Source organism: Phaeobacter sp. B1627 (assembly GCF_006265095.1).
In the GTDB taxonomy this organism is placed as follows: Bacteria; Pseudomonadota; Alphaproteobacteria; order Rhodobacterales; family Rhodobacteraceae; genus Epibacterium.
In genome coordinates this window covers 1-20,677 of the sequence record NZ_VCNK01000038.1, presented here as the reverse complement: position 1 = coordinate 20,677, position 20,677 = coordinate 1, and the positions used below count along the sequence as shown (strand labels likewise).

Here is a 20,677-nt window from a genome sequence, read left to right as displayed (position 1 = left end):
GCCCGCGATCTTGAGGGCAAACGCCATATTGTCGCGCACCGTCATATGCGGATAGAGCGCGTAGGACTGAAACACCATGGCAATGCCACGCTGCGCCGGGGGGATCTCGTTCATGACCGCCCCGTCGATTTCCAGCGTGCCACCGGTGATCCGCTCCAGCCCGGCGATCATCCGCAAAAGCGTGGATTTGCCGCAGCCCGACGGGCCGACAAAAACGATCAACTCGCCCTGTTTGATGTCGAGATTGATGTCGTTCAGGACATTGACCGCGCCGGCATAGGTTTTCTCTACCCCGGTCAGTTTCAGGTTCGCCATGGTCTCCTCCTCCTTCCTGGGTATTTCAGACGCGCCGCGCGAGGCAGCATTGCCACGGCTGCAACGTCACTTGTCCGCCAGCAGCCGGAACCGCCGCACTGCCCTGCTCGGCGCCAAGCTGCTCCCATGCGCCGGCAGGCAGCGTCACATCCGCTGTGTCTCCTCCGATATTGAAGGCACAGAAGATTTCCTCCCCCTCGGCCGTGCGGGAGAACTGCACCACATTGCCCAGGGCCTGCACCTTGTCGTGCTGCCCGCGTGACAAGGCGGCATGGGCGCGGCGCAGGGCGATGGCGTGGCGGTAGTGATGCAGCAATGCAGCCGGGTCAGCCTCCTGTTCGCGTACAGCCAGCGCCGCATGTTCGAGGCTGACCGGCAGCCAGGGCCGGGTCTCGGAGAAACCGCCGTAGGTGTTGTCGCTGTGCCAGACCATCGGGGTCCGGCAGCCGTCGCGCCCTTTGAATTCCGGCCAGAATTCCACACCATAGGGATCCTGCAGATCCTCAAAGGCGATGTCGGCTTCCGGCAGGCCCAGTTCCTCGCCCTGATAGATACAGACCGACCCGCGCAGGCACATCATCATGGTGGTATAGAGACGCAACGCGGGATCAGAGAGCGCCCAGCGGCTGACATGGCGGATCACGTCATGATTTGAGAAGGCCCAACAGGCCCAGCCGTCAGCCGCGACGTCATCGACCTTGGCGAAAACCTCTGCCACGCGGCCCGCATTGAGCGGATCCTTGGCGAGGAATTCAAACGCATAGCACATGTGAACGCCCGTCTCGCCCGCCGTATATTGCCCGAGGATTTCAAGCCCCCTCTGGGCGTCGCCCACTTCGCCGACGGCCGACTTGTTCGGGTATTGGTCCAATAGCGCACGGAACCGGGCGAGAAATTCGAGGTTCTCCGGCTGGTTTTTTGAGTAGAGGTGTTCCTGATGGTTATACGGGTTCACCGAGGGCGCGATAGTAGCGTTACGCTGCTCTTTGGGGAGGGCCGGGTTCGACCGGAGCTGCTTGTCGTGCATGTAGAAGTTGATGGTATCCAAACGGAACCCGTCGACGCCACGTTCGAGCCAGAAGCGTGTCGCGTCCAGCAGGGCGTCCTGAACCGCATCGCAATGGAAATTGAGGTCGGGCTGGGTCGTGAGGAAGTTGTGCAGGAAATACTGCTCCCGCCGCGGGTCCCATTGCCAGGCAGACCCGCCAAAGATCGACAGCCAGTTATTGGGCGGGGTGCCGTCCGGCTGCGGATCGGCCCAGACATACCAATCCGCTTTTGGATTATCGCGGCTTTGACGGCTTTCGGCGAACCAGGGATGCTGGTCGGAACTATGCGACAGCACCAGATCGATCATCACCCTGAGACCGAGCTCATGCGCCCTGGCGACCAGCGCGTCAAAATCCGCGAGGGTGCCGAACATCGGATCAACGTCGCAATAGTCGCTGACGTCATAGCCGTAGTCCTTCATCGGCGAGGTGAAGAACGGCGAGATCCAGATTGCATCCACCCCGAGCGAGGCAATGTAGGCGAGCCGGGAGGTGATCCCCGGCAGATCACCGATGCCGTCGCCATTGCTGTCTTGATAGCTGCGCGGATAAATCTGATAGATCACGGCACCGCGCCACCAGTCAGGATCGGAAGCGAGCACGGAAGGTGACGAAATGGAGGTCTGAGCGTTCATTCTGGAGTGGTCCGTCAACAAAGGTGGAGGAGAGAGGATGCGCCGGGGGTCATTTGACCGACCCGGCCAGAAGCCCCCGCACGAGGTACTTCTGCATGGCAAAAAACACGGCAAGCGGAACTGCGATGGACACGAAGGCAGAGGTCGCGAGGATCTCCCAGTTGCCGCCGCGCGTTCCGAGCAATTCGACAATCTGTTTGGTCATCACGGTCGTCTCGCCGGTGGCGTCAATCAGAAAGACCATCGCCACGAGAAGATCGTTCCAGGTCCAGAGGAACTGAAAGATCGCAAAGGAGGCCAGCGCAGGGAAGGAGAGCGGCAGGATGATCCGGGTGAAGATCTGGAAATCCGTGGCGCCGTCGACGCGCGCGTTTTCAATGATGTCACGCGGGATGCCGATCATGTAGTTGCGCAGAAGGTAGATCGCCAGCGGCAGGCCAAAGCCGGTATGGGCCATCCAGACTCCAAGGTAGCCCTTGCCGATACCAATTTCATTGTGAAACTTCAGCAGCGGGATCAGGGCCAGCTGCAGGGGCACCACCAGCAGACCGACGATTGTCGCAATCAGCAACGCCCGCCCCGGGAATTCCATCCAGGCAAGCGCATAGGCAGCGAAGGCGGCGATCAGGATGGGAATGATGGTCGCCGGGATGGTGACTGTCAGCGTATTGAAAAAGGCCCGCGCCAGATTGTCGGTGGAGCCGCCGGAAATCAGGATGGTTTCATAGTTCTGCAGGGTGAATTCAGGCGGCACCAGAGCAGAGACAAACACCCGTGGACCGCGACCGCCGCTCATCTCCTGCGCGGACTGAAGCCGGTAGCTGCCGTCGGCGGCAACCGTCAGGCGCTCGCCGCCGCGCAACTCGGCGGTGTCGCCGGGGCCATAGGCGTCGATCTCGCGGGCGTTGGTCCCCCAGGCTGAAATCTTGGCATCGGTGGCTTCTTCGAACAGGTTGCCCTCGATCACAAAGAGATCGGCCTCTTGGACCTGCGTATCCGGCGCCGCCGTGCGTAGGGTCAGGTTCTGTTCGGTGGGGAACAGGGCCTTCCACCACCCGGAGGTGGCAATCTGATCACCGGTCCGGAAGGATGAAACGAACAGCCCCACGGTCGGGAACATCCAAAGCCCCACCAGCAAGATGACCGAAATCCTGAGCGCCCAGATCAGACCCGGCTTTTGTCCTGCAATAGCATTCATCTCAGAGCCCTCCCTCAGCGCATTTCGCGGCGCGCGTTGTAGACGTTCCAGACCAGGATCGGCAGGACGAGCAGCATGATCATCATCGCACTGGCCGACCCGACGCCCCAGTCGCGCGCGACAAACAGCTTGTCATACATGTAGTTGGCCAGAACCTGCGTCTGCCACTGGCCATTGGTCATCGCAAACACGATGTCAAAGACCTTGAGCACAACTATGGTGATGGTGGTCCAGACCACGACGATCGTGCCGATGATCTGCGGCACCTTGATGCGGAAAAAGATCTGAAACGGGCCTGCCCCGTCGACGATTGCGGCTTCTACCGTTTCCTCGGGAATACCCCGCAGCGCTGCCGACAGGATCACCATGGCAAACCCGGTCTGGATCCAGACCAGCACCATCATCAGAAAGAAGTTGTTCCAGAAGGGAATTGTCAGCCATTGCTGTGGCTCGATCCCGCCCAGCCAGATATAGACCGCGTTCAGGATACCGATCTGCTCGGTTCCCGGCGGGCGGGCGTCATAGACCAGCTTCCAGATCACCGCAGCGCCGACAAAGGAAATTGCCATCGGCATAAAGATCAGCGATTTGGCAATATTGCCCCAGGCCAACCGGTCCGTGAGCTGCGCCGCCAGCAGACCAAAGGCGGTGGAGGCCGCAGGCACCACCAGAAGCCAGAGGAAATTGTTCTGCAGGGCTTCCCAGAATTTGGCTTCTGCCAGCATCTGTTTGTAATTGGCCAGCCCCACGAACTCTGACCCGCCGCCGGGCAGACGCTCGGTCAGCGACAAACGCATGGTTTCGACCACCGGATAGGCGAGATACAGGCCCAGCGCCAGCAAGGCCGGCAGCAAAAAGAGCCAGGGCCGTACCATATTGGCACGCCGGATATTGCGGGCGATGTCCTTGCCACGTGCGGGAAAGATCAGCGTGTCGAGAATGATATTCGAGAGATAGAAATAGCCGACACAGCCCCCGACGCCAAAGGCAATGGTCAGCAACCCCTGAATGGCTGGATGCATGAGTGGCTCCTGATGATTAAATGGGCGCCGGGTGTTTCACGCCGCAAGGCTGCAACCACCGGCAAAGGGTGCAGGGCCACCGATCCCGGCGGCCCTGCAACAGGGAATGGGCAAGCTTACTTCAACGCATCCCAGGAGGACTGGATCTCGCTCGCGACCTCGGCCGCGGGTTTGCCGCCCGCATAATCCACCATGCCCGTCCAGAAGGATCCAGCGCCCACGCCGCCCGGCATCAGGTCGGAGGCGTCAAAGCGGAAGGTGTCGGCAGACAGGAGGATCTCACCCATTTTCTTCAGGGTGTCCGTGGCATAGAGGTCAGTATTGACGGTCTTGAGCGGGGTCAGGAAACCCTGCTGCGCCATCCAGACTTCATGCGCGATAGGGGATTGCAGGAAGTCCATCAGAGCCCGCGCACCTGTGCTGTCATTGGTGATCGACCAGATCGTGCCTGCGCCCAGAACCGGGTTGCCCAGCTTCTTGCCCTCATAGGCCGGGAAGTAGAAGAAGTCAGCGTCCAGACCCATTTCGGTACCTTCGGGGAAGAAGGCCGGAATAAAGGAGGCCTGACGGTGCATCATGCACTGCGGCGGGCTGGCAAAGAGCCCTTTGGGGCTATCGCGGAAATCGGTAGAGGCCACGGCACCCGCGCCGCCGGAGACATATTTGTCGTTGCGCGCAAAATAGCCGAATTCCTCGATGGCCTCGACGACGCGCGGATCATCAAAGGCAATCTCATTGGCGACCCATTGGTCATAGACTGCGGGCTCTTGTGTCCGCAGCATCATGTCCTCGACCCAGTCAGTGGCGGGCCAGCCGGTCGCACCACCGGACCCCAGACCGATGCACCAGGGCGTGTTGCCGTCGGCGACCATCTGATCTGTCAGCGTTTTCAGGTCTTCCATGGAGGTCGGGACATCATACCCGAAGTCCTCGAAATTCTCGGGGTTGAACCAGACCAGCGACTTCAGATCGACCTTGAAGAACAGACCATACAGTCCGTCCGCGCCATCGGGGCCCGGGAAGGTGCCCAGATCCACCCAGGACTGGCCTGCGGCGTAGTTTTCCTTGACCCAGGCGGCGGTCTCTTCGCCAAGAGGCGCAATAAAGCCGCGCTCTGCCATGTCGGAGACCAGGCCCGGCTGCGGGAATACCGCGATATTGGGCGCGGAGCCGGCTTCGGCATCGACGACGATCTGCTGTTCAAAGCTGTCGGAGCCCGCATAGCGGACATCAGCACCGGTCGCGGCCGCGAAATAGGCCAGCACGTTCTCGACCAGTTCCTGATCCGGGCCGAGCCACGGTCCGAACACTGTCACCTGCTCACCGGCAAGATCCGTCTTCTCAAGCGCGCTGTAGCTCTCCCAGTTGAAGGCGCCCTCGCCTACCGGAAAAATCAGATCCTGCCCACTGGCCGATCCCGCAACCAACGCCGCGACGGCTGCGGCCGTCATCAAAGTATGTTTCATTCTCACTCCTCCCAAGGTGGTGCGCCTCGCAATGTATACAATGCTAGTTTTTCAGGCATACAAACCAAATCACCAAAGCGCTTTGATTGCCTCCAAAATTCAGGATTCTGTTGGTGCTGTCAATGAGTCTATGCAGACAGACAAACATACCTGCCTGAAATCGGCTCTTTCCCTTTGATTGAAAACGAGGCAAGTTGTGAAAGCTGCAACCGTTTGCACATCGAATTTAAAGCGCTTTGGAGATCCCCTTCATGAACCTCAAGCAGCTGTCCGCGCATCTGGGCCTGTCCCAGACAACCGTGAGCCGGGCGCTGAACGGCTATCCGGAGGTCAGTGAGGATACCCGAAAACGGGTGATGCAGGCCGCCGAGCAGCACAACTATCGCCCCAACACCCGGGCCAAGGCACTGGCGACCGGGCGGGCAATGGCGATTGGCCATGTGATCCCGCTCTCCTCACAGCACGAAATGATGAACCCGATTTTTGGCGATTTCATCTCCGGCGCCGGGGAAAGCTACAGTCAGGCCGGATATGATATGGTGCTGTCGCTGGTGGCGGATCAGGAACAATCCCGCGCCTACCACGAGATGGTCGCAAAGCGGAACGTGGACGGCATCGTCCTGCACGCCCCCAAAATGCAGGACGCGCGCATTCCATTGCTGCAGGAAATCGGCCTGCCCTTTGCCGTGCATGGGCGCGCCACCGATATTTCCACGCCCTACAGCTGGCTTGATGTGAACAATACCAGCGCCTTTCAGCGGGCCACGGATTTTCTGCTGGACCTCGGCCATCGCAGGATCTGTCTTGTGAACGGTCAGGAGAGCATGGATTTCGCCTTTCGCCGTCGCCGCGGCTATGAGGCGGCGCTGAAGGCCCGCGGCATCCCTCCCGATCCGGGGCTGATGTTTGCCGGTGAGATGACCGAAGTCTATGGCTACAGCACCGTCCGGCGGACGCAATCTCTGGAGGATCCGCCCACAGCCTACCTCGTGTCCTCCATCATCGCCGCCTTTGGCGTTCGCCGCGCCATTGAGGAGGCCGGCCTGACCTTGGGACGGGAGATTTCCGTCATCACCCACGACGATGACCTGTCATATCTGCGCAACGGCAGCGATGTGCCCGTGTTTACCGCCACCCGGTCCTCCGTCCGCGAGGCCGGGCGAAAGCTTGCACAGCTGCTGATCACCCAAATCGAAACCCCGGGGTCTCCCCCCCTGACCGAGTTGCTCGAAGCCGAGCTGACCGTCGGACGCTCCACCGGACCGGCGCCCAACAGGATCTAGATACATGACTAAATTCACTTTCACGCGCGAGGATTTCCCTGCGGACTTCCTGTTTGGCAGCGCGACCTCATCCTACCAGATCGAAGGTCACTCATTCGGCGGCGCGGGCCCGACCCATTGGGACAGCTTTGCGGCGACCCCCGGCAATGTGGTGCGTGCCGAAAACGGTGATGTCGCCTGTGATCATTACCACCGTTTTGAGGAGGACCTGGATCTGGCGGCGGCGGCCGGGCTTGATTGCTACAGGTTCTCCACCAGCTGGGCCCGCGTTCTGCCCGAAGGCACCGGCACGCCAAACACCGAGGGCCTCGATTTCTATGACCGGCTGACAGACGCCATGCTGGAACGCGGGCTGAAACCCTGCGCGACGCTCTATCACTGGGAGCTTCCGCAGCCGCTGGCCGATCGCGGGGGCTGGCGCAACCGCGACATCGGCGATTGGTTTGCGGAATTCACCGAGGTCATCATGGGGCGGATCGGGGACCGGATGTATTCTGTCGCGCCCATCAACGAGCCCTGGTGCGTCGGGTGGTTGTCGCATTTCCTCGGCCACCACGCCCCGGGCCTGCGGGACATCCGGGCGACCGCACGGGCCATGCATCACGTGCTGTTGGCCCACGGGCGGGCAATCGAGGTGATGCGGGGGCTCGGCATGTCGAACCTTGGCGCGGTGTTCAATTTCGAGTGGGCCCAGCCGGTCGATAACAGCCCCGAGGCGCGGGCGGCGGCGGAAACCTATGATGCGATCTACAACCGTTTCTTCCTCGGCGGCGTGTTCAAAGGCGCCTACCCCGAAGCGGCGCTGAAAGGGCTGGAGCCACATCTGCCGACGGGATGGCAGGACGATTTCAAGACCATCACGCAGCCGGTCGACTGGTGCGGGCTGAATTACTATACCCGCAAGGTGATCGGCGCGGAGGCAGGCCCCTGGCCGAACTATGCCGAACTCGACGGCCCGTTGCCCAAGACCCAGATGGGATGGGAAATCTACCCCGATGGCCTCTATCAGTTTCTGACCCGCACTGCGGCTGAATACACCGGCGACATGCCCTTGATCGTGACCGAGAACGGCATGGCCAATCCCGATGTCATCGACGCCGGAGTGGTTCTGGACCCCGAGCGTATCGCCTATGTCGATGCCCATCTCGACCGGGTCCGCAAAGCGATTTCCGACGGCGTGCCGGTCAAGGGGTATTTCCTGTGGTCCCTGCTCGACAACTACGAATGGGCACTGGGGTATGAGAAGCGATTTGGCATGGTGCATGTGGATTTCGACACGCTGACCCGCACGCCCAAAGCCTCATATCACGCGCTGAAAGACGCCCTGACCGCGCGATAATCGACAGAGCCCTGCCCCGCGATGTCAGTTCGGGACAGGGCAGCCCCCTGCCCCCCAGGCTCAGACTCAGGCTCAGACGATACCGCCCCCCGCGCCCCGGCTCTGGGGACGGATCTCTGCCACGGTATTGCGGTATCCCGACGCACGATAGGCCGCGACCGGGTCGATTGCCGCCCCGGCAGTCAGACGCGCCATGGCCAGGATAGGCTCCACATCCGTGCGGAACCCCTGCTTCAGGGTGGAGGTCGCCATCAGGGCGTCGTTGTCCTCCTGGAACCCGAGCAGCGCCTCGCGATCCACCAAAAGCGCCTGGGCGTAGGCTCTCTGAACCTCCATCGCGGACACCATGAGGCTTTCGATCGGGTCGGTGACATTGTGGCTTTGATCCAGCATATGCATCGGGCTGAACCCCGGTGTGCCTTCGGCCTCGACCAGTTCGTTGAAAACAAGAAACAGCCGGTACGGGTCGATACTGCCGGTATCCAGATCATCGTCGCCATATTTGCTGTCATTGAAATGAAATCCGCCAAGTTTGCCGAATTGAGTGAGGCGGGCCACGATCATTTCAATATTCACGTTCGGAGCGTGGTGGCCCAGATCAACGAGGCATTTGGCCTGCTCTCCCAAATGCTGGGCGATCAGCAAGTTGCTGCCCCAATCCTGCACCACCGTGGAATAGAAGGCCGGTTCGTACATCTTGTGTTCGGTCAGCAGGGTCCAGTCCGTCGGCAGGGCGGCATAGATTTGGCACGCCGCGTCCAGGTATCGTTCGAACTGACGGGTGAAATTGGTCTGCCCCGGAAAGTTCGACCCGTCTCCGACCCAGATTGTCAGGGCCTTGGACCCGATCGCCCGGCCGAGCTCGATACAGGCCAGATTGTGGTCTACCGCCTGCTGGCGTGTGGCGGCGTCGGTATGTGACAGGGAGCCGAACTTGTAGCTGTGTGGCTGATCGGGCTGGTCCTGAAACGTATTGGAATTCATCGCATCAAAGCCCAGGCCGACCTCTTCTGCCTTGCTGGTCAAATCCGCAGCCGGTTGCGCATCCCACGGAATATGCAGCGAGACAGATGGCGTGGCGTGGGTCAGTTGATGGATGACGCCGCAATCGTCCAGCTTGTCAAAGATATCGCGCGGCTCTCCGGGACCTGGAAAACGGGCAAAGCGCGTACCGCCGGTCCCGACGCCCCAGCTCGGCACTGCGACTCCGTAGGTGGCGACTTTGGCTTTGATTGCGTCAATGGAAATCCCGCGCCGGTCAAGATGCTCGCCGAGCGCATCGTAATCCGACGCAAGTCTGGCCCGGGCTGCGTCGTTGCTCCGGGCGATGATATCAGGTTTCAGCATAGCCCCGTCTCCTTAGCGGGTGAATGCCTGGACGTTGCCAGCATCCACGTTGATGATGTTGCCGGTCGATTTGGCCGACAGGTCGGATGCAAGGAAATAGGCGGCCTCCGCGATGTCCTCCGGCAGCACAGAGCGCTTGAGCATGGAACGGTCGCGGTACATCTTCTCCAGCCCGTCCTTGTCGGTGCCATAGGTGCCAGCGCGCTGATCCAGCCATTCGCCCTGCCAGATCTTCGATCCCTTCAGCACCGCATCCGGATTGACGACATTGACCCGAACCCCCATCCCGGCCCCCTCAAGCGCCAGACACCGGGCCAGGTGGATTTCAGAGGCCTTTGCCGTGCAGTAGGCAGATGCATTGGGCGAGGCAGCAAGACCGTTCTTGGACGCCACAAAGACCACGGCGCCACCTATCCCCTGCGCTCGGAACAGTTTGAAGGTTTCGCGGCTGACCAGGAAGTACCCGGTCGACAGGATCGCCATATTCCGGTTCCACAGCTCTAGGCTGGTCTCCTCCACCGGAGCGGAGCTGGCGATCCCTGCATTCGAGACGAGAATATCGACGCCGCCGAACTCCACCGCGAGGCCGGCGCAGGCGCTGGCAACGGCGGCTTCATCGGTGACATCCATTGTGACCGTGCGCACGACGTCGGGTGAATATCGCGCCGCAAGCCGATCAGCCGTTGCCGTCAGAGCATCCGCATCGATGTCCGCCAGCATCACCACCGCCCCGTCGCGCAGATAGCGCTCGGCCGTTGCAGAGCCGATACCGCCCGCCCCACCGGTCACCAGGGCCACCCGGCCAGCCATCGCTTTGGGCGCAGGCATCCGCTGCAGTTTGGCTTCCTCCAGCAACCAGTATTCAATATCAAAGGCTTCCTGCTCCGGCAGGCCCTGATACTGCGAGACGGCATCTGCACCACGCATCACATTGATCGCGTTGACGTAGAATTCACCCGAGATCCGGGCCGTCGCCTTGTCCTTTGCAAAGGTGATCATGCCAACACCGGGCACCAGATACACCACAGCGTTCGGATCGCGCAGGGCGGGGCTGTCGTCGCGTTTGCAGCGGTCATAATAGGCCTTGTAGGCCTCCCGGTACGCCGCGACCGCATCGCCCAGACCGTCCAGAGTGGCGTCAATGTCCGGTGCCGAGGGATCAAAATCCACCACCAGCGGGCAGATCTTGGTCCGCAGGAAATGGTCCGGGCAGGATGTCCCGAGCGCGGCCAGACGCTCCATGTCCCGTGCGTTCACGAATTCAAGCACCGCATCGCTGTCATCGAAATGACCGACCATATGCTGCTGTCCGGAGACCATGCCGCGAATGGCGGGCATCAACCGGGCCGCAGTCGCCCGGCGCTCGGCCTCGGGCAGGCTCGTATGGATCGCTCCGCCAAAGGCCGCCTGACCATCCGTCTCTCTGGCGAACCAATCCATCGCCGTCTGAATGACATCGAGGGTCAGCGCATAGCAGGCCTGGGCGTCGTCATCCCATGTAAACAGCCCGTGGCTTTCCAGAATGACGCCCTTTGCGGTTGGGTTCTTTGCACAAAACTCCGACAGCCACAGGCCCAGCTCATACCCCGGTCGTTTCCAAGGCAGCCATCCAATGGTGTCACCGAAGATCTTTTGCGTCAGCGCCTTGCTGTCCTTGGCCGCCGCAATGGCGATTATGGCATCGGGGTGCATGTGATCGACATGCTTTCGGGGGACATAGGCATGCAGAGGCGTGTCGATGCTTGCGGCGCGCGGGTTCAGATTGAAGGTGCAATGGGGCAGAAACCCGACCATTTCATCCTCGAAGTCGGGCCCGCGATACAGCGCCTTCAGCGCATTCAGCTTGTCCATGTAAAGCGTCGCGAACCCGTCCATCCTGATTGAGCCCACATCGCCGCCGGATCCCTTGACCCAGAGCACTTCGGTCATCGCGCCGGTGAGCGGATCCCGCTCCATCACCTTGGCCGACGTATTGCCGCCACCATAATTTGTGATTCTCTTGTCCGATCCCAAAAGGTTGGAGCGGTACAGCAGTTTCTCAGACTCGCTCATGGCCGCGGCATGCTCCGCGTCCCATTTGTTTTCAAGGCGTTGGGGGTCGGCTGCGTTGGTCATTGGTGCCTCCATAGGCGACATGAAAGTCAGATGTGTCATCGGCAAGCTGACGGGCGCCCCCTCACAAGTCAATCATTTTCACTCACAAACAATCATGCTGCGGCGCAGAATGATTGTTTGTGATAAATATTGATTGACAGCTCCCCCGGACTCACCGCACCTTGAGCCAATCGAAAGGGCTGCTGCATGCATGAAAAAGACAGACATCGCGTCATCCTATCTGCCGTTCAGGACCGGTCGCTGGTGACCGTGGTCGATCTCTGTGCGTTGACGGGCGCATCAGAGGCGACAGTGCGCCGCGACATCAACACTCTGGACGACCAAAAGCGCCTGCGCCGGGTGCGCGGCGGCGCCGAGGCCCTGACGACGAAGCCGTTCGTGGGCCTGGCCGGGCGCCCCTTCACCGTCAATGAGACGATGAATATCGCCGAAAAACAAGCTATTGCCGCAGCGGCCGTTGAACTGTGCGAAGATGGAGAGCCGATTATCATCAATGGCGGAACCACCACATTTCAGATGGTTCACCCGCTCGCCTCGCGCAGGCTTCAGGTCTTCACCAACTCATTTCCGATTGCAGAGCACCTGCTGAAGAACACCACCAATACCGTCATGCTGTCCGGCGGCATCATCTACCGTGAACAAAACATCATCCTGTCGCCGTTTGAGAATGATGTGACCCGCAATTTCTACGCCAAGCGCATGTTCATGGGAGCCGCCGGCATCGGCCCGCTGGGGCTGATGGAACAGGACCCGTTGCTGATCCAGGCCGAAGCGAAGCTGATTGGTCAGGCCGAAGAGCTGATTGTCCTCGTGGACAGTTCCAAATTCAAAAACCGCTCCAGTCTTGTGCTGTGCCCCCTGGACCGCATCGACACCATTATAACCGATGACGGGATAGAGGACCGCACGGCCGCCATGCTGGAGGCGGCGGATGTCACGCTGATCGTTGTTCCCACGGGGACGACGCAAAAAGAGGGGGTGGCGTCCTAGCCAGCCCAAACCACACTTTAGGGAGGAAACCATGAGTGTATTCAAGAAGCTGATCGCCTCGGCCGCAGTTGCCACGGCGATGTTTGCAGGCCCGGCTCTGGCGCAGGACAATGTGCGCATTGCCCTTGTGGTCAAGGCGCTGGGGATCGGATTTTTCGAGGCCGCCGCAGAAGGCGCCAAGGAAGCCGCGGCGGAGCTGGGCAACGTCGAGATCATCTATACCGGGCCCACCGACACGACGGCCGAGGGCCAAATCGAGGTCATCAACGCGCTGATTGCGCAGAAGGTCGATGCAATCGCCGTGTCGGCCAATGACACCGATGCGCTTGTGCCGGCGCTGCAACGGGCGATGCAACGCGGGATCACCGTCATCAGCTGGGACTCGGGCGTCGCACCGGAAGGCCGGCAGCTGCACCTGAACCCCTCGTCCAACCCGCTGATCGGGAATATGATCATCAAACTGGCCGCTGACCATCTGCCCGATGGCGGCGACGTGGCCGTTCTGTCTGCGACGACAACCTCGACCAACCAGAATATCTGGATCGATGAAATGACCAAAGTCATGGGCAACTACCCTGGCATCAATCTGGTTTCGACCGTCTACGGCGATGATCTTGCGGACAAATCCTACCGCGAGGCCACCGGCCTGATGCAATCCTTCCCGGATCTGGATGCCATCATCGCGCCGACCTCTGTGGGCATCGTCGCAGCCGCACAGGCTGTTGTGGATGCAGGCAAAGTCGGCGAAGTCAACGTGACCGGCCTCGGGCTCCCGTCTGAGATGGCCGGCGCGATTGCATCGGGGGCGTCGCAGTCCTTTGCGATCTGGAACCCCATCGACCTCGGGTATTCCGCCACCATGCTGGCCTATGAGCTGAGCCAGAACGGCGCCGAGGCGACACCGGGCGCGGAAATTCCGATGGGCCGGCTGGGCAGCCTGACGCTGAATGACAACAATGAAGGCGCGATGGCTGACCCGTTTGTCTATGATGCGAGCAACATCGATCAGTTCAAGTCGATCTTCTGAACCGGCATCCTGTCCGGCCCGGTCTCTCTTTGCGGACCGGGCCGGATCCAGCCCCCTCACCACAGACCCGGACGAGCAAGAATGACCGATGCAGTGACATCAGCGCAGACACCTGTGGTATCGATGGATGCGATCACAAAGACCTTTCCCGGGGTCAAGGCGTTGGATCAGGTCCGCCTCGATCTCTACCCCGGTCAAGTGACGGCGCTCGTCGGGGAAAACGGTGCCGGCAAATCGACCACGGTGAAGGTCCTGACCGGTATCTACCAGCCGGATGGCGGAACCATTCGGATCGACGGTGACCCGGTCCGGTTTGCGGGCCCCAAGGACGCCTCAGCGGCAGGGATCACGGCCATCCATCAGGAAACGGTTCTCTTTGATGAGCTTTGTGTGGCGGAAAATATCTTTCTCGGTCACGCGCCCAGGTCCCGCCTCGGGCTGATCGATACCGCCGAAATGCACCGCAGGGCGGCCGCGCTGCTCGCGGAGATCGGCGCCCCTTTTGACACCTACACCATGCTGCGGGATCTCGGCATCGCCAACAAACATCTGGTGGCAATCGCGCGCGCGCTCTCGGTCGATGCACGTGTGGTGATCATGGACGAACCCACGGCGGCCCTGTCCCACAAAGAGATTGAAGAGCTGTACGCGCTGGTGGAGACGCTGAAGTCGCAGGGCAAGGCGATCCTGTTCATCAGCCACAAATTCGACGAGATTTTCCGCATCGCCGACCGCTACACTGTTTTTCGCGATGGCAGCTTTGTCGGCGAGGGCAAGATCGCGGAGATTGACGAAAACGCATTGGTCAAGCTGATGGTCGGGCGCGCGGTTGACCAGATATTTCCCGAACGGACGGTCGCGCCGGGCGAGGACGTGCTTCAGGTCGTGGGCTACAGCCATCCCACTGAATTTGCCGATATCGGTTTCACCCTCAGACGGGGAGAGATCCTCGGCTTCTATGGGCTTGTGGGCGCGGGTCGGTCCGAATTCATGCAGACCCTCTTTGGGATCACGAGACCGAGCAAGGGCGTGTGCAAGATCAATGGTGCGATCCGGGTCATTCGCTCGCCCGCTGCTGCCGTGGGCAACGGAATTGTCTATGTGCCCGAGGACCGCGGTAAACAGGGGGCCGTGATCGGCTTGCCGATCTTTCAAAACATCACCTTGCCGTCGCTTGGCCGCACCTCTCGGGCGGGCTTTATCAGGCTGGCAGAGGAATTCGCCCTCGCGCGGCAATATGCCGAACGTCTGGACCTGCGGGCGGCGGCGCTGGATCAGGATGTCGGCAATTTGTCCGGCGGCAATCAGCAAAAGGTGGTCATCGCGAAATGGCTGGCGACCCAGCCCCAGGTGATCATTCTGGACGAGCCGACCAAAGGGATCGACATCGGATCCAAGGCGGCGGTACATGATTTCATGGCTGAACTCGCGGCGCAGGGGTTGTCGGTGATCATGGTCAGCTCGGAAATCCCCGAGGTCATAGGCATGTCCGACCGCGTCATCGTGATGCGCGACGGGCGGATCGCCGCAGAGCTGTCCGGTGACGAGCTGACCCCCGAAACATTGGTCCGCCATGCGGCCGGAATAACCGCAGCACCCCGGCTGCAGGAAGCATAGAGCATGACCCGACTGATCCCCCTCCGCGAAATGATCCTCGCCGGTGCGATCCTCGGCCTGTTGCTGGTGATTGCCTCGCGGTTTTCTGGCTTTGTCGCCCCCGGCAACCTGGTCAATGTGTTCAACGACACGGCGCCGCTCATTATTCTGGCGCTTGGTCAGATGGTGGTCATCCTGACCCGTTGCATTGACCTGTCCGTGGCGGCCAACCTGGCGTTGACGGGAATGGTCTGCGCCATGATCAACGTGGCGCTGCCGGAGTTGCCCATATCGGTGATCCTTGTGATCGCCGCTCTGCTCGGGGCGCTGATGGGGGCGATCAATGGCCTGTTGGTCTGGAAGCTTGCAATCCCTCCGATCGTGGTGACGCTTGGCACAATGACCATTTTTCGCGGCGTTATCTTTCTGATATCGAACGGAAAGTGGGTCAATAGCCACGAAATGAGCGCCTCTTTCACGGGCTTTCCACGGGCCGAGATCCTCGGCCTGCCGGTCCTGTCCTGGACCGCAGTTCTGGCTGTTCTGACCTTTGCCCTGATGATGGCGCGCACACCGTTTGGACGGTCAATCTTTGCGGTTGGCGGCAATCCGCATGCTGCGGTCTATACCGGCATCAACGTCGGAAAGACGCAATGTCTCGCCTTTGTCCTGTCGGGCGCCCTGGCCGGGCTGACGGGATACCTGTGGGTTGCCCGCTATGCGGTCGCCTATGTGGATATCGCGGGCGGCTTCGAACTGGAGGTGGTCGCGGCCTGCGTGATCGGCGGCATCTCGATTGCAGGCGGCGTTGGCTCCGTGGCGGGGGCCGTCCTCGGTGCGCTGTTCCTCGGAGTGGTCAAGAATGCCCTGCCGGTGGTCAATATTTCGCCCTTCTGGCAGCTTGCGATCTCTGGCAGTGCCATTCTGATCGCCGTTGCCTTCAACGCGCGGGCGGGACGCACCAAAGGCCGCATCATCCTCAAATCAGCGGACACATCCTCATGACCGATGCACCTGCCCCTTCCCGCCACATCCCGGACCGTCTGAACAGTCGCCTCGCCCGCCTCCTGCGCAGCTGGGAAGTCCTGTTGCTGGCCGTCGCCGTCGCCATCTTTGTCGTCAATTGCTTTGCGTCGCCCTATTTCCTGAATGCATGGAACCTGAGCGATGCGACGTTCAATTTCACCGAAAAAGCGATGATTGCATTTGCGATGGCCCTCCTGATCATCGCCGGAGAGATCGACCTGTCGGTTGCATCCATAATCGCGCTGGCGAGCACGGCCATGGGGCTCGCGGTCCAATATGGTGCCGGAACGGCGGAGTTGGTGGGGATCAGCCTGGCGGTCGGCCTGATGTGCGGCGCCTTCAATGCGGTCTTTGTCACCGTTCTGGGGCTGCCCTCCATCGTGGTGACAATCGGCACCATGAGCCTGTTTCGCGGGATCAGCTATATCATTCTCGGGGACGACGCATTTCGCGGCTACCCCGCGAGTTTTGCCTGGTTCGGTCAAGGCTACATCGTCTGGGTCATCACCGTCGAAATGCTCTTTTTTGTGGTCTTCGCGGTGATCTACGGGGTTGTTCTGCACCGGACCAACTTTGGCCGCGCGGTCTATGCCATTGGCAACAACCCGACCAGCGCCCTGTTCAGCGGCATCCGGGTGCAGCGCGTCAAATTCATTCTGTTCCTGCTGACCGGAGTGATGTCGGGCTTCGCCGCGCTCTGCCTCACCTCCCGGCTCGGCTCCACACGCCCGAGCATCGCGTCAGGGATGGAACTGGAGGTGGTCACGATGGTCGTGCTGGGCGGGGTCAATATCCTCGGTGGATCCGGGTCAATTCCCGGCGTGGTGATTGCGGCCTTTGTGATGGGGCTGGTCACTTTCGGGCTCGGATTGCTCAATGTGCCGGGCATTGTGATGTCGGTTTTCATTGGTCTGCTGCTGATCGGAGTGATTGCCCTGCCCCGACTGTGGGCGATGCTTGCGAAGGGAAGCGCAATATGAGCGAACGCTATGTTTTCCGGATGCGCCTGAACCCGGGCATGAAGGAGGAATACACCCGCCGCCATACCGCGATCTGGCCGGAGCTGGTCGCGCTCCTGAAGGAGGCAGGGATCAGCGAGTATTCCATTCACCTTGATCCCCAGACCGATCTGTTGATTGGTGTGCTGACGCGGACCGGCGCGCATCGCATGGACGCGTTGCCGGATCAGCCGGTGATGCAGAAATGGTGGGCACATATGGCCGACATCATGGAGACGGGTCCGGACAACGCCCCTGTTGTCGTCGATCTTGAGCCGCTGTTCTACCTCCCATGAGCCCGCCACGCCACGTCGCTGTGATCGATATCGGGAAAACCAATGCCAAACTGGCTTTGGTGGATCTGCAGAGGCTGGAGGAAATCGCGGTGGTCACGCGCCCCAATGCGGTGCTGCCCGGGCCGCCCTGGCCGCATTTTGACACCGAGGGCCACTGGCAGTTTCTGCTTCAGGCGCTAGAGGAGTTTCACCGGCTCTATGGCATTGATGCGATATCGGTGACGACGCACGGCGCCAGTATCGTGCTCCTCGACAAGGCCGGAGACCTCGCCGCGCCGGTCCTCGACTACGAGCACTCCATTCCGGCCGAGATCGCCTCGGACTACGACAGGCTGCGCCCGCCATTTGAGCGGACAGGCTCGCCCAGGTTGGCCGGGGGGCTGAATGTCGGTGCCCAGCTTCATTATCAGTTCGCCCTCGACCCTGATCTGCACCATCGCACCCGCCATATCATTGGATACCCTCAGTATTGGGGATACCGGCTGACCGGGGCAGTGGCGAATGATGTCACCTCGATCGGATGCCATACGGATCTTTGGGAGCCGCAGGAGGATCGGTTTTCCAGTCTCGTCGCGGACCTCGGGATCAGCGGCAAGATGGCGCCGGTCAGACAGTCAGGCGAGGTGCTTGGCACGCTCTTGCCCGGGATCGCGGCGGCAACGGGGCTCTGGCCCGACACCCCGGTGGTCTGCGGAATTCACGATTCCAATGCCTCTCTCTATCCGCATCTATTGGCACAGACCGGCCCGTTTTCTGTCGTGTCGACCGGGACCTGGGTCATCGTGATGGCGATTGGGGGGAGCCGCCCCGCGCTGGATCCCCATCGCGACACGCTGGTCAATGTCAACGCCATGGGCAATCCGGTGGCCTCGGCCCGGTTCATGGGGGGGCGGGAATTCGAGATCATTCAAGACGGATACCCCTTTGCGCCTAGCGCGCAGGATGTCGCGGAGGTTTTGTCCCGAAATATCATGCTGTTGCCGGCCGTCGAACCGGGGACCGGCCCGTTTCAGGGACAGCAGATGCGCTGGCATGGCGGCTTTCCTCAAGGCCAGCCGCCAGCCTGCGGAACCGGACACCGATCAGTCGCGCTGTCCTACTACCTCGCCCTCATGACGGAGACCTGCCTCGAGTTGACCGGCGCTACGGGCCCCACTATCGTGGAAGGGCCTTTCGCACAGAACCCCTATTTTCTGGCAATGCTGGCGGCCGCCACCGGCAGGCCGGTTTTGCAGAGCCGGACCGCGACCGGCACCAGCATCGGGGCCGCTCTCTTGTGTGGGGGATCCGGCGCCTTGCTGTCTCCCCTGCCCGCCACAGCGCATGGCGCGGACGCCACCCTCTCAACCTATGCTGCGAACTGGAAACGCCTGCGGAGCATGGTTCCGCCGAGCAACTTGTAAGGCATACGCCCGTTGGACCTCTCCTCGAAACCGTTCTGTACGGGCTTGCCCGGCGCAATGTAGTTCCACTCAATCCGGCACTCGGAGCACGGCACCAGGATGGCGTTCGACGGCATCTCCGTTCCGTAGCACCTCGGGAAGGATGGTTGACTTGAAGGTATGGCCACGCGCGCAGGCCCCAGGTAGCGCAGCTTGTGGCCATAGTCCTCCTCGATCGTCACCCCCAACAGCGGGTTCACCTTGACCCAGCAGCCGGGATCGTTTTCCCAATCGTGGGTGTGACCCGGCGCCTCAGCACCGGTGCCTGATCCACCATCGCCACCGCGTCCTGGAACAGGATCCCCGCCTGGCCCTTTTTCGCCGCCGCCGCGTAAATCTCGGCGCGCGGCTCACCATCGGCCACCATCATACAGAGCCTGATGCCGCCCAGCATCGGCGATTTGCCGTTGCCCTTGCCTTCCTCATCGTAAAACCGCCTGAGCCACCCGCTCCCCTGCAGCGCTCACGTCAAATAGCCTTCCGGGCTGTTCGGATCAGGGAAATTGAACCCCAATTGCCCGCCGCCCGACAGGCCCCGCTCCGCCGCCGGTGTCATGCCAAAGTCATTGGCCAGCCCCCGGATCTGGCGAAAGGTCTCATTATATTGCGCCACCTCCGGTCTCGACTTGATCTGCTTGCCGTTGCGCGTGTCGCTCTCATAGATTTCCGACAGCTCCTCCAGCTCCAGCTCGAGGCGCTCAAACCGCAGCACCGCCTTGCAGAGCTGTTTGAACATGAACACATTCGAAGGCTTCAGCCGGTCAACGGTCGGGTGACACAGCGGCCCTCCCCCCTAGGTGGTCCGCCCGTGTAGTTAGGAAACAGACGTCGCAAGCCGGAAGAGATTTTCGCGAAGCTGCGGCAGGTTGAGGTCCTGTGACGACAGGGAATGCCGGGCGTAGATGCCATCCTTCTGGTGCCGATTCCTGACCAGACGTTTTGCCGCTGGCGCAAGCAATATGGCGGTATGGACACCGACCAACTGAAAGAACTCAAACGGCGCCAGAAGGAGAATGACCGCTTGCGCCGGGCCGTGTCCGACTTGAGGCTGGACAAGCTGATCCGATCGGAAGCTGCAGGGGGAAACGACTGAACCCTCCGCGTCGTCGTGCCAGCAGTGAACATGTGCGAAGCCAGTTCCCCATCTCAGAGCGGCGGGCCTGCCGCGTGTTGCATCAAAATCATTCGACCCAGCGCAGGCTTGCGAGGGGCCGTACCGATGAAGACCACCGCACCAGCGCTTGAGACTTTTGCGGTCTCTACGCTGCTGCTCAACACTCAAACCCAACCGGAAGATTCCGGATCAAACCAGCCCCAATGCCGCGGGAAGGTCGGGAGAACGGGTACTGCGAGAGCTTCCACGCCCGCCTCAGGAATGAACTGCTGAACGGGGAGCGCTTCTAGACCTTAAGGGAAGCGCACATCCTGATTGAACAATGGAGGAATTCTACAACATCAACGGACCGCATCGTGCACTGGGGGACCGCCCACCGGCTCCGGAAACCAACATCCTGAAGTGGTCCCAGCTTTTCG

At 61.0% G+C, this 20,677-nt stretch carries 18 protein-coding genes and 2 pseudogenes; 10 read left to right on the top strand and 10 right to left on the bottom strand.

Annotated features, from left to right (window positions below; all coding sequences use genetic code 11):
• From FGE21_RS17700 to FGE21_RS17680, 5 genes are all read right to left on the bottom strand, one after another.
• Positions 1–315 (bottom strand): ATP-binding cassette domain-containing protein (locus FGE21_RS17700; RefSeq protein WP_139664746.1); only part of this gene is annotated, 315 nt, incomplete at its 3' end.
• 25 nt (positions 316–340) lie between these two features.
• Positions 341–1,999, bottom strand: coding sequence for an alpha-amylase family glycosyl hydrolase (locus FGE21_RS17695; RefSeq protein WP_139664745.1), 1,659 nt, complete (start codon positions 1,997–1,999; stop codon positions 341–343).
• 49 nt (positions 2,000–2,048) lie between these two features.
• Entirely contained in the window at positions 2,049–3,197 is a 1,149-nt protein-coding gene (locus FGE21_RS17690) for a carbohydrate ABC transporter permease (protein WP_139664744.1), read from the bottom strand.
• A 14-nt stretch (positions 3,198–3,211) separates the two neighbouring features.
• Positions 3,212–4,219, bottom strand: coding sequence for a carbohydrate ABC transporter permease (locus FGE21_RS17685; RefSeq protein WP_139664743.1), 1,008 nt, complete (start codon positions 4,217–4,219; stop codon positions 3,212–3,214).
• Between the two features lie 116 nt (positions 4,220–4,335).
• Positions 4,336–5,685, bottom strand: coding sequence for an ABC transporter substrate-binding protein (locus tag FGE21_RS17680; protein ID WP_139664742.1), 1,350 nt, complete (start codon positions 5,683–5,685; stop codon positions 4,336–4,338).
• A gap of 251 nt (positions 5,686–5,936) precedes the next feature.
• Between FGE21_RS17680 and FGE21_RS17675 the strand changes: the two genes are divergently transcribed.
• Both FGE21_RS17675 and FGE21_RS17670 read left to right on the top strand, forming a co-directional pair.
• On the top strand, positions 5,937–6,968 hold the full coding sequence (locus tag FGE21_RS17675) for a substrate-binding domain-containing protein (RefSeq protein WP_139664741.1): 1,032 nt from the start codon (positions 5,937–5,939) through the stop codon (positions 6,966–6,968).
• Positions 6,969–6,972: 4 nt separating this feature from the next.
• On the top strand, positions 6,973–8,307 hold the full coding sequence (locus FGE21_RS17670; RefSeq protein ID WP_139664740.1) for a GH1 family beta-glucosidase: 1,335 nt from the start codon (positions 6,973–6,975) through the stop codon (positions 8,305–8,307).
• A gap of 72 nt (positions 8,308–8,379) precedes the next feature.
• On the opposite strand, the gene rhaI is transcribed toward FGE21_RS17670, so the two are convergent.
• Complete coding sequence (rhaI, locus tag FGE21_RS17665; protein ID WP_139664739.1) at positions 8,380–9,654, bottom strand: L-rhamnose catabolism isomerase; 1,275 nt, start codon at positions 9,652–9,654, stop codon at positions 8,380–8,382.
• A 12-nt stretch (positions 9,655–9,666) separates the two neighbouring features.
• The gene (locus tag FGE21_RS17660) at positions 9,667–11,769 is read right to left on the bottom strand and encodes a bifunctional rhamnulose-1-phosphate aldolase/short-chain dehydrogenase (RefSeq protein WP_139664738.1); all 2,103 of its coding nucleotides are present in this window, start codon (positions 11,767–11,769) and stop codon (positions 9,667–9,669) included.
• A gap of 186 nt (positions 11,770–11,955) precedes the next feature.
• Between FGE21_RS17660 and FGE21_RS17655 the strand changes: the two genes are divergently transcribed.
• The 7 genes from FGE21_RS17655 (at position 11,956) to FGE21_RS17625 (ending at position 19,105) form a co-directional block, all read left to right on the top strand.
• Positions 11,956–12,759, top strand: a complete 804-nt coding sequence (locus FGE21_RS17655; protein ID WP_139664737.1) for a DeoR/GlpR family DNA-binding transcription regulator — start codon at positions 11,956–11,958, stop codon at positions 12,757–12,759.
• A gap of 31 nt (positions 12,760–12,790) precedes the next feature.
• Positions 12,791–13,786, top strand: a complete 996-nt coding sequence (gene rhaS / locus FGE21_RS17650; protein ID WP_139664736.1) for a rhamnose ABC transporter substrate-binding protein — start codon at positions 12,791–12,793, stop codon at positions 13,784–13,786.
• A gap of 81 nt (positions 13,787–13,867) precedes the next feature.
• On the top strand, positions 13,868–15,403 hold the full coding sequence (locus FGE21_RS17645) for a sugar ABC transporter ATP-binding protein (RefSeq protein WP_139664735.1): 1,536 nt from the start codon (positions 13,868–13,870) through the stop codon (positions 15,401–15,403).
• Between the two features lie 3 nt (positions 15,404–15,406).
• A complete protein-coding gene (locus FGE21_RS17640; protein WP_139664734.1) occupies positions 15,407–16,387 on the top strand; it encodes an ABC transporter permease in 981 nt (326 codons plus the stop codon).
• Positions 16,384–17,388 (top strand): ABC transporter permease, encoded by a 1,005-nt coding sequence (locus FGE21_RS17635; protein ID WP_139664733.1) that lies wholly within the window; start codon positions 16,384–16,386, stop codon positions 17,386–17,388. The genes FGE21_RS17640 and FGE21_RS17635 overlap by 4 nt, the downstream gene beginning before the upstream one ends.
• Entirely contained in the window at positions 17,385–17,702 is a 318-nt protein-coding gene (rhaM, locus tag FGE21_RS17630) for an L-rhamnose mutarotase (RefSeq protein ID WP_139664732.1), read from the top strand. The genes FGE21_RS17635 and rhaM overlap by 4 nt, the downstream gene beginning before the upstream one ends.
• Positions 17,699–19,105 carry an FGGY-family carbohydrate kinase gene (locus FGE21_RS17625; RefSeq protein ID WP_139664731.1) on the top strand — a complete coding sequence of 469 codons (1,407 nt, stop codon included), beginning with the start codon at positions 17,699–17,701 and terminating at the stop codon, positions 19,103–19,105. Before rhaM ends, FGE21_RS17625 begins: the two co-directional genes overlap by 4 nt.
• Here the strand turns inward: FGE21_RS17625 and FGE21_RS20510 are convergent.
• The 3 genes and pseudogenes from FGE21_RS20510 to FGE21_RS17610 form a co-directional block, all read right to left on the bottom strand.
• Positions 19,075–19,230: pseudogene (locus FGE21_RS20510) on the bottom strand (integrase core domain-containing protein); the annotation flags it as partial. The gene FGE21_RS17625 and the pseudogene FGE21_RS20510 sit on opposite strands and share 31 nt — an antisense overlap.
• A 110-nt stretch (positions 19,231–19,340) precedes the next feature.
• Positions 19,341–19,604 (bottom strand): terminase large subunit domain-containing protein, encoded by a 264-nt coding sequence (locus tag FGE21_RS17615; RefSeq protein WP_218062790.1) that lies wholly within the window; start codon positions 19,602–19,604, stop codon positions 19,341–19,343.
• Between the two features lie 3 nt (positions 19,605–19,607).
• Positions 19,608–19,901: a P27 family phage terminase small subunit gene (locus FGE21_RS17610; RefSeq protein ID WP_255731651.1), complete on the bottom strand. Its 294-nt coding sequence runs from the start codon at positions 19,899–19,901 to the stop codon at positions 19,608–19,610.
• An 87-nt stretch (positions 19,902–19,988) separates the two neighbouring features.
• Between FGE21_RS17610 and FGE21_RS20660 the strand changes: the two are divergent.
• Positions 19,989–20,677: pseudogene (locus FGE21_RS20660) on the top strand (integrase core domain-containing protein); the annotation flags it as partial.

What these genes read in the sequence shown, in the direction of transcription:
- FGE21_RS17685 (WP_139664743.1), bottom strand. Translation starts at nt 4,219, where the DNA reads ATGCATCCAGCCATTCAGGGGTTGCTGACCATTGCCTTTGGCGTCGGG.
- rhaI (WP_139664739.1), bottom strand. Translation starts at nt 9,654, where the DNA reads ATGCTGAAACCTGATATCATCGCCCGGAGCAACGACGCAGCCCGGGCC.
- rhaS (WP_139664736.1), top strand. Translation starts at nt 12,791, where the DNA reads ATGAGTGTATTCAAGAAGCTGATCGCCTCGGCCGCAGTTGCCACGGCG.
- FGE21_RS17690 (WP_139664744.1), bottom strand. Translation starts at nt 3,197, where the DNA reads ATGAATGCTATTGCAGGACAAAAGCCGGGTCTGATCTGGGCGCTCAGG.
- FGE21_RS17635 (WP_139664733.1), top strand. Translation starts at nt 16,384, where the DNA reads ATGACCGATGCACCTGCCCCTTCCCGCCACATCCCGGACCGTCTGAAC.
- FGE21_RS17670 (WP_139664740.1), top strand. Translation starts at nt 6,973, where the DNA reads ATGACTAAATTCACTTTCACGCGCGAGGATTTCCCTGCGGACTTCCTG.
- FGE21_RS17625 (WP_139664731.1), top strand. Translation starts at nt 17,699, where the DNA reads ATGAGCCCGCCACGCCACGTCGCTGTGATCGATATCGGGAAAACCAAT.
- FGE21_RS17655 (WP_139664737.1), top strand. Translation starts at nt 11,956, where the DNA reads ATGCATGAAAAAGACAGACATCGCGTCATCCTATCTGCCGTTCAGGAC.
- FGE21_RS17645 (WP_139664735.1), top strand. Translation starts at nt 13,868, where the DNA reads ATGACCGATGCAGTGACATCAGCGCAGACACCTGTGGTATCGATGGAT.
- FGE21_RS17675 (WP_139664741.1), top strand. Translation starts at nt 5,937, where the DNA reads ATGAACCTCAAGCAGCTGTCCGCGCATCTGGGCCTGTCCCAGACAACC.
- FGE21_RS17660 (WP_139664738.1), bottom strand. Translation starts at nt 11,769, where the DNA reads ATGACCAACGCAGCCGACCCCCAACGCCTTGAAAACAAATGGGACGCG.
- rhaM (WP_139664732.1), top strand. Translation starts at nt 17,385, where the DNA reads ATGAGCGAACGCTATGTTTTCCGGATGCGCCTGAACCCGGGCATGAAG.
- FGE21_RS17680 (WP_139664742.1), bottom strand. Translation starts at nt 5,685, where the DNA reads ATGAAACATACTTTGATGACGGCCGCAGCCGTCGCGGCGTTGGTTGCG.
- FGE21_RS17695 (WP_139664745.1), bottom strand. Translation starts at nt 1,999, where the DNA reads ATGAACGCTCAGACCTCCATTTCGTCACCTTCCGTGCTCGCTTCCGAT.
- FGE21_RS17640 (WP_139664734.1), top strand. Translation starts at nt 15,407, where the DNA reads ATGACCCGACTGATCCCCCTCCGCGAAATGATCCTCGCCGGTGCGATC.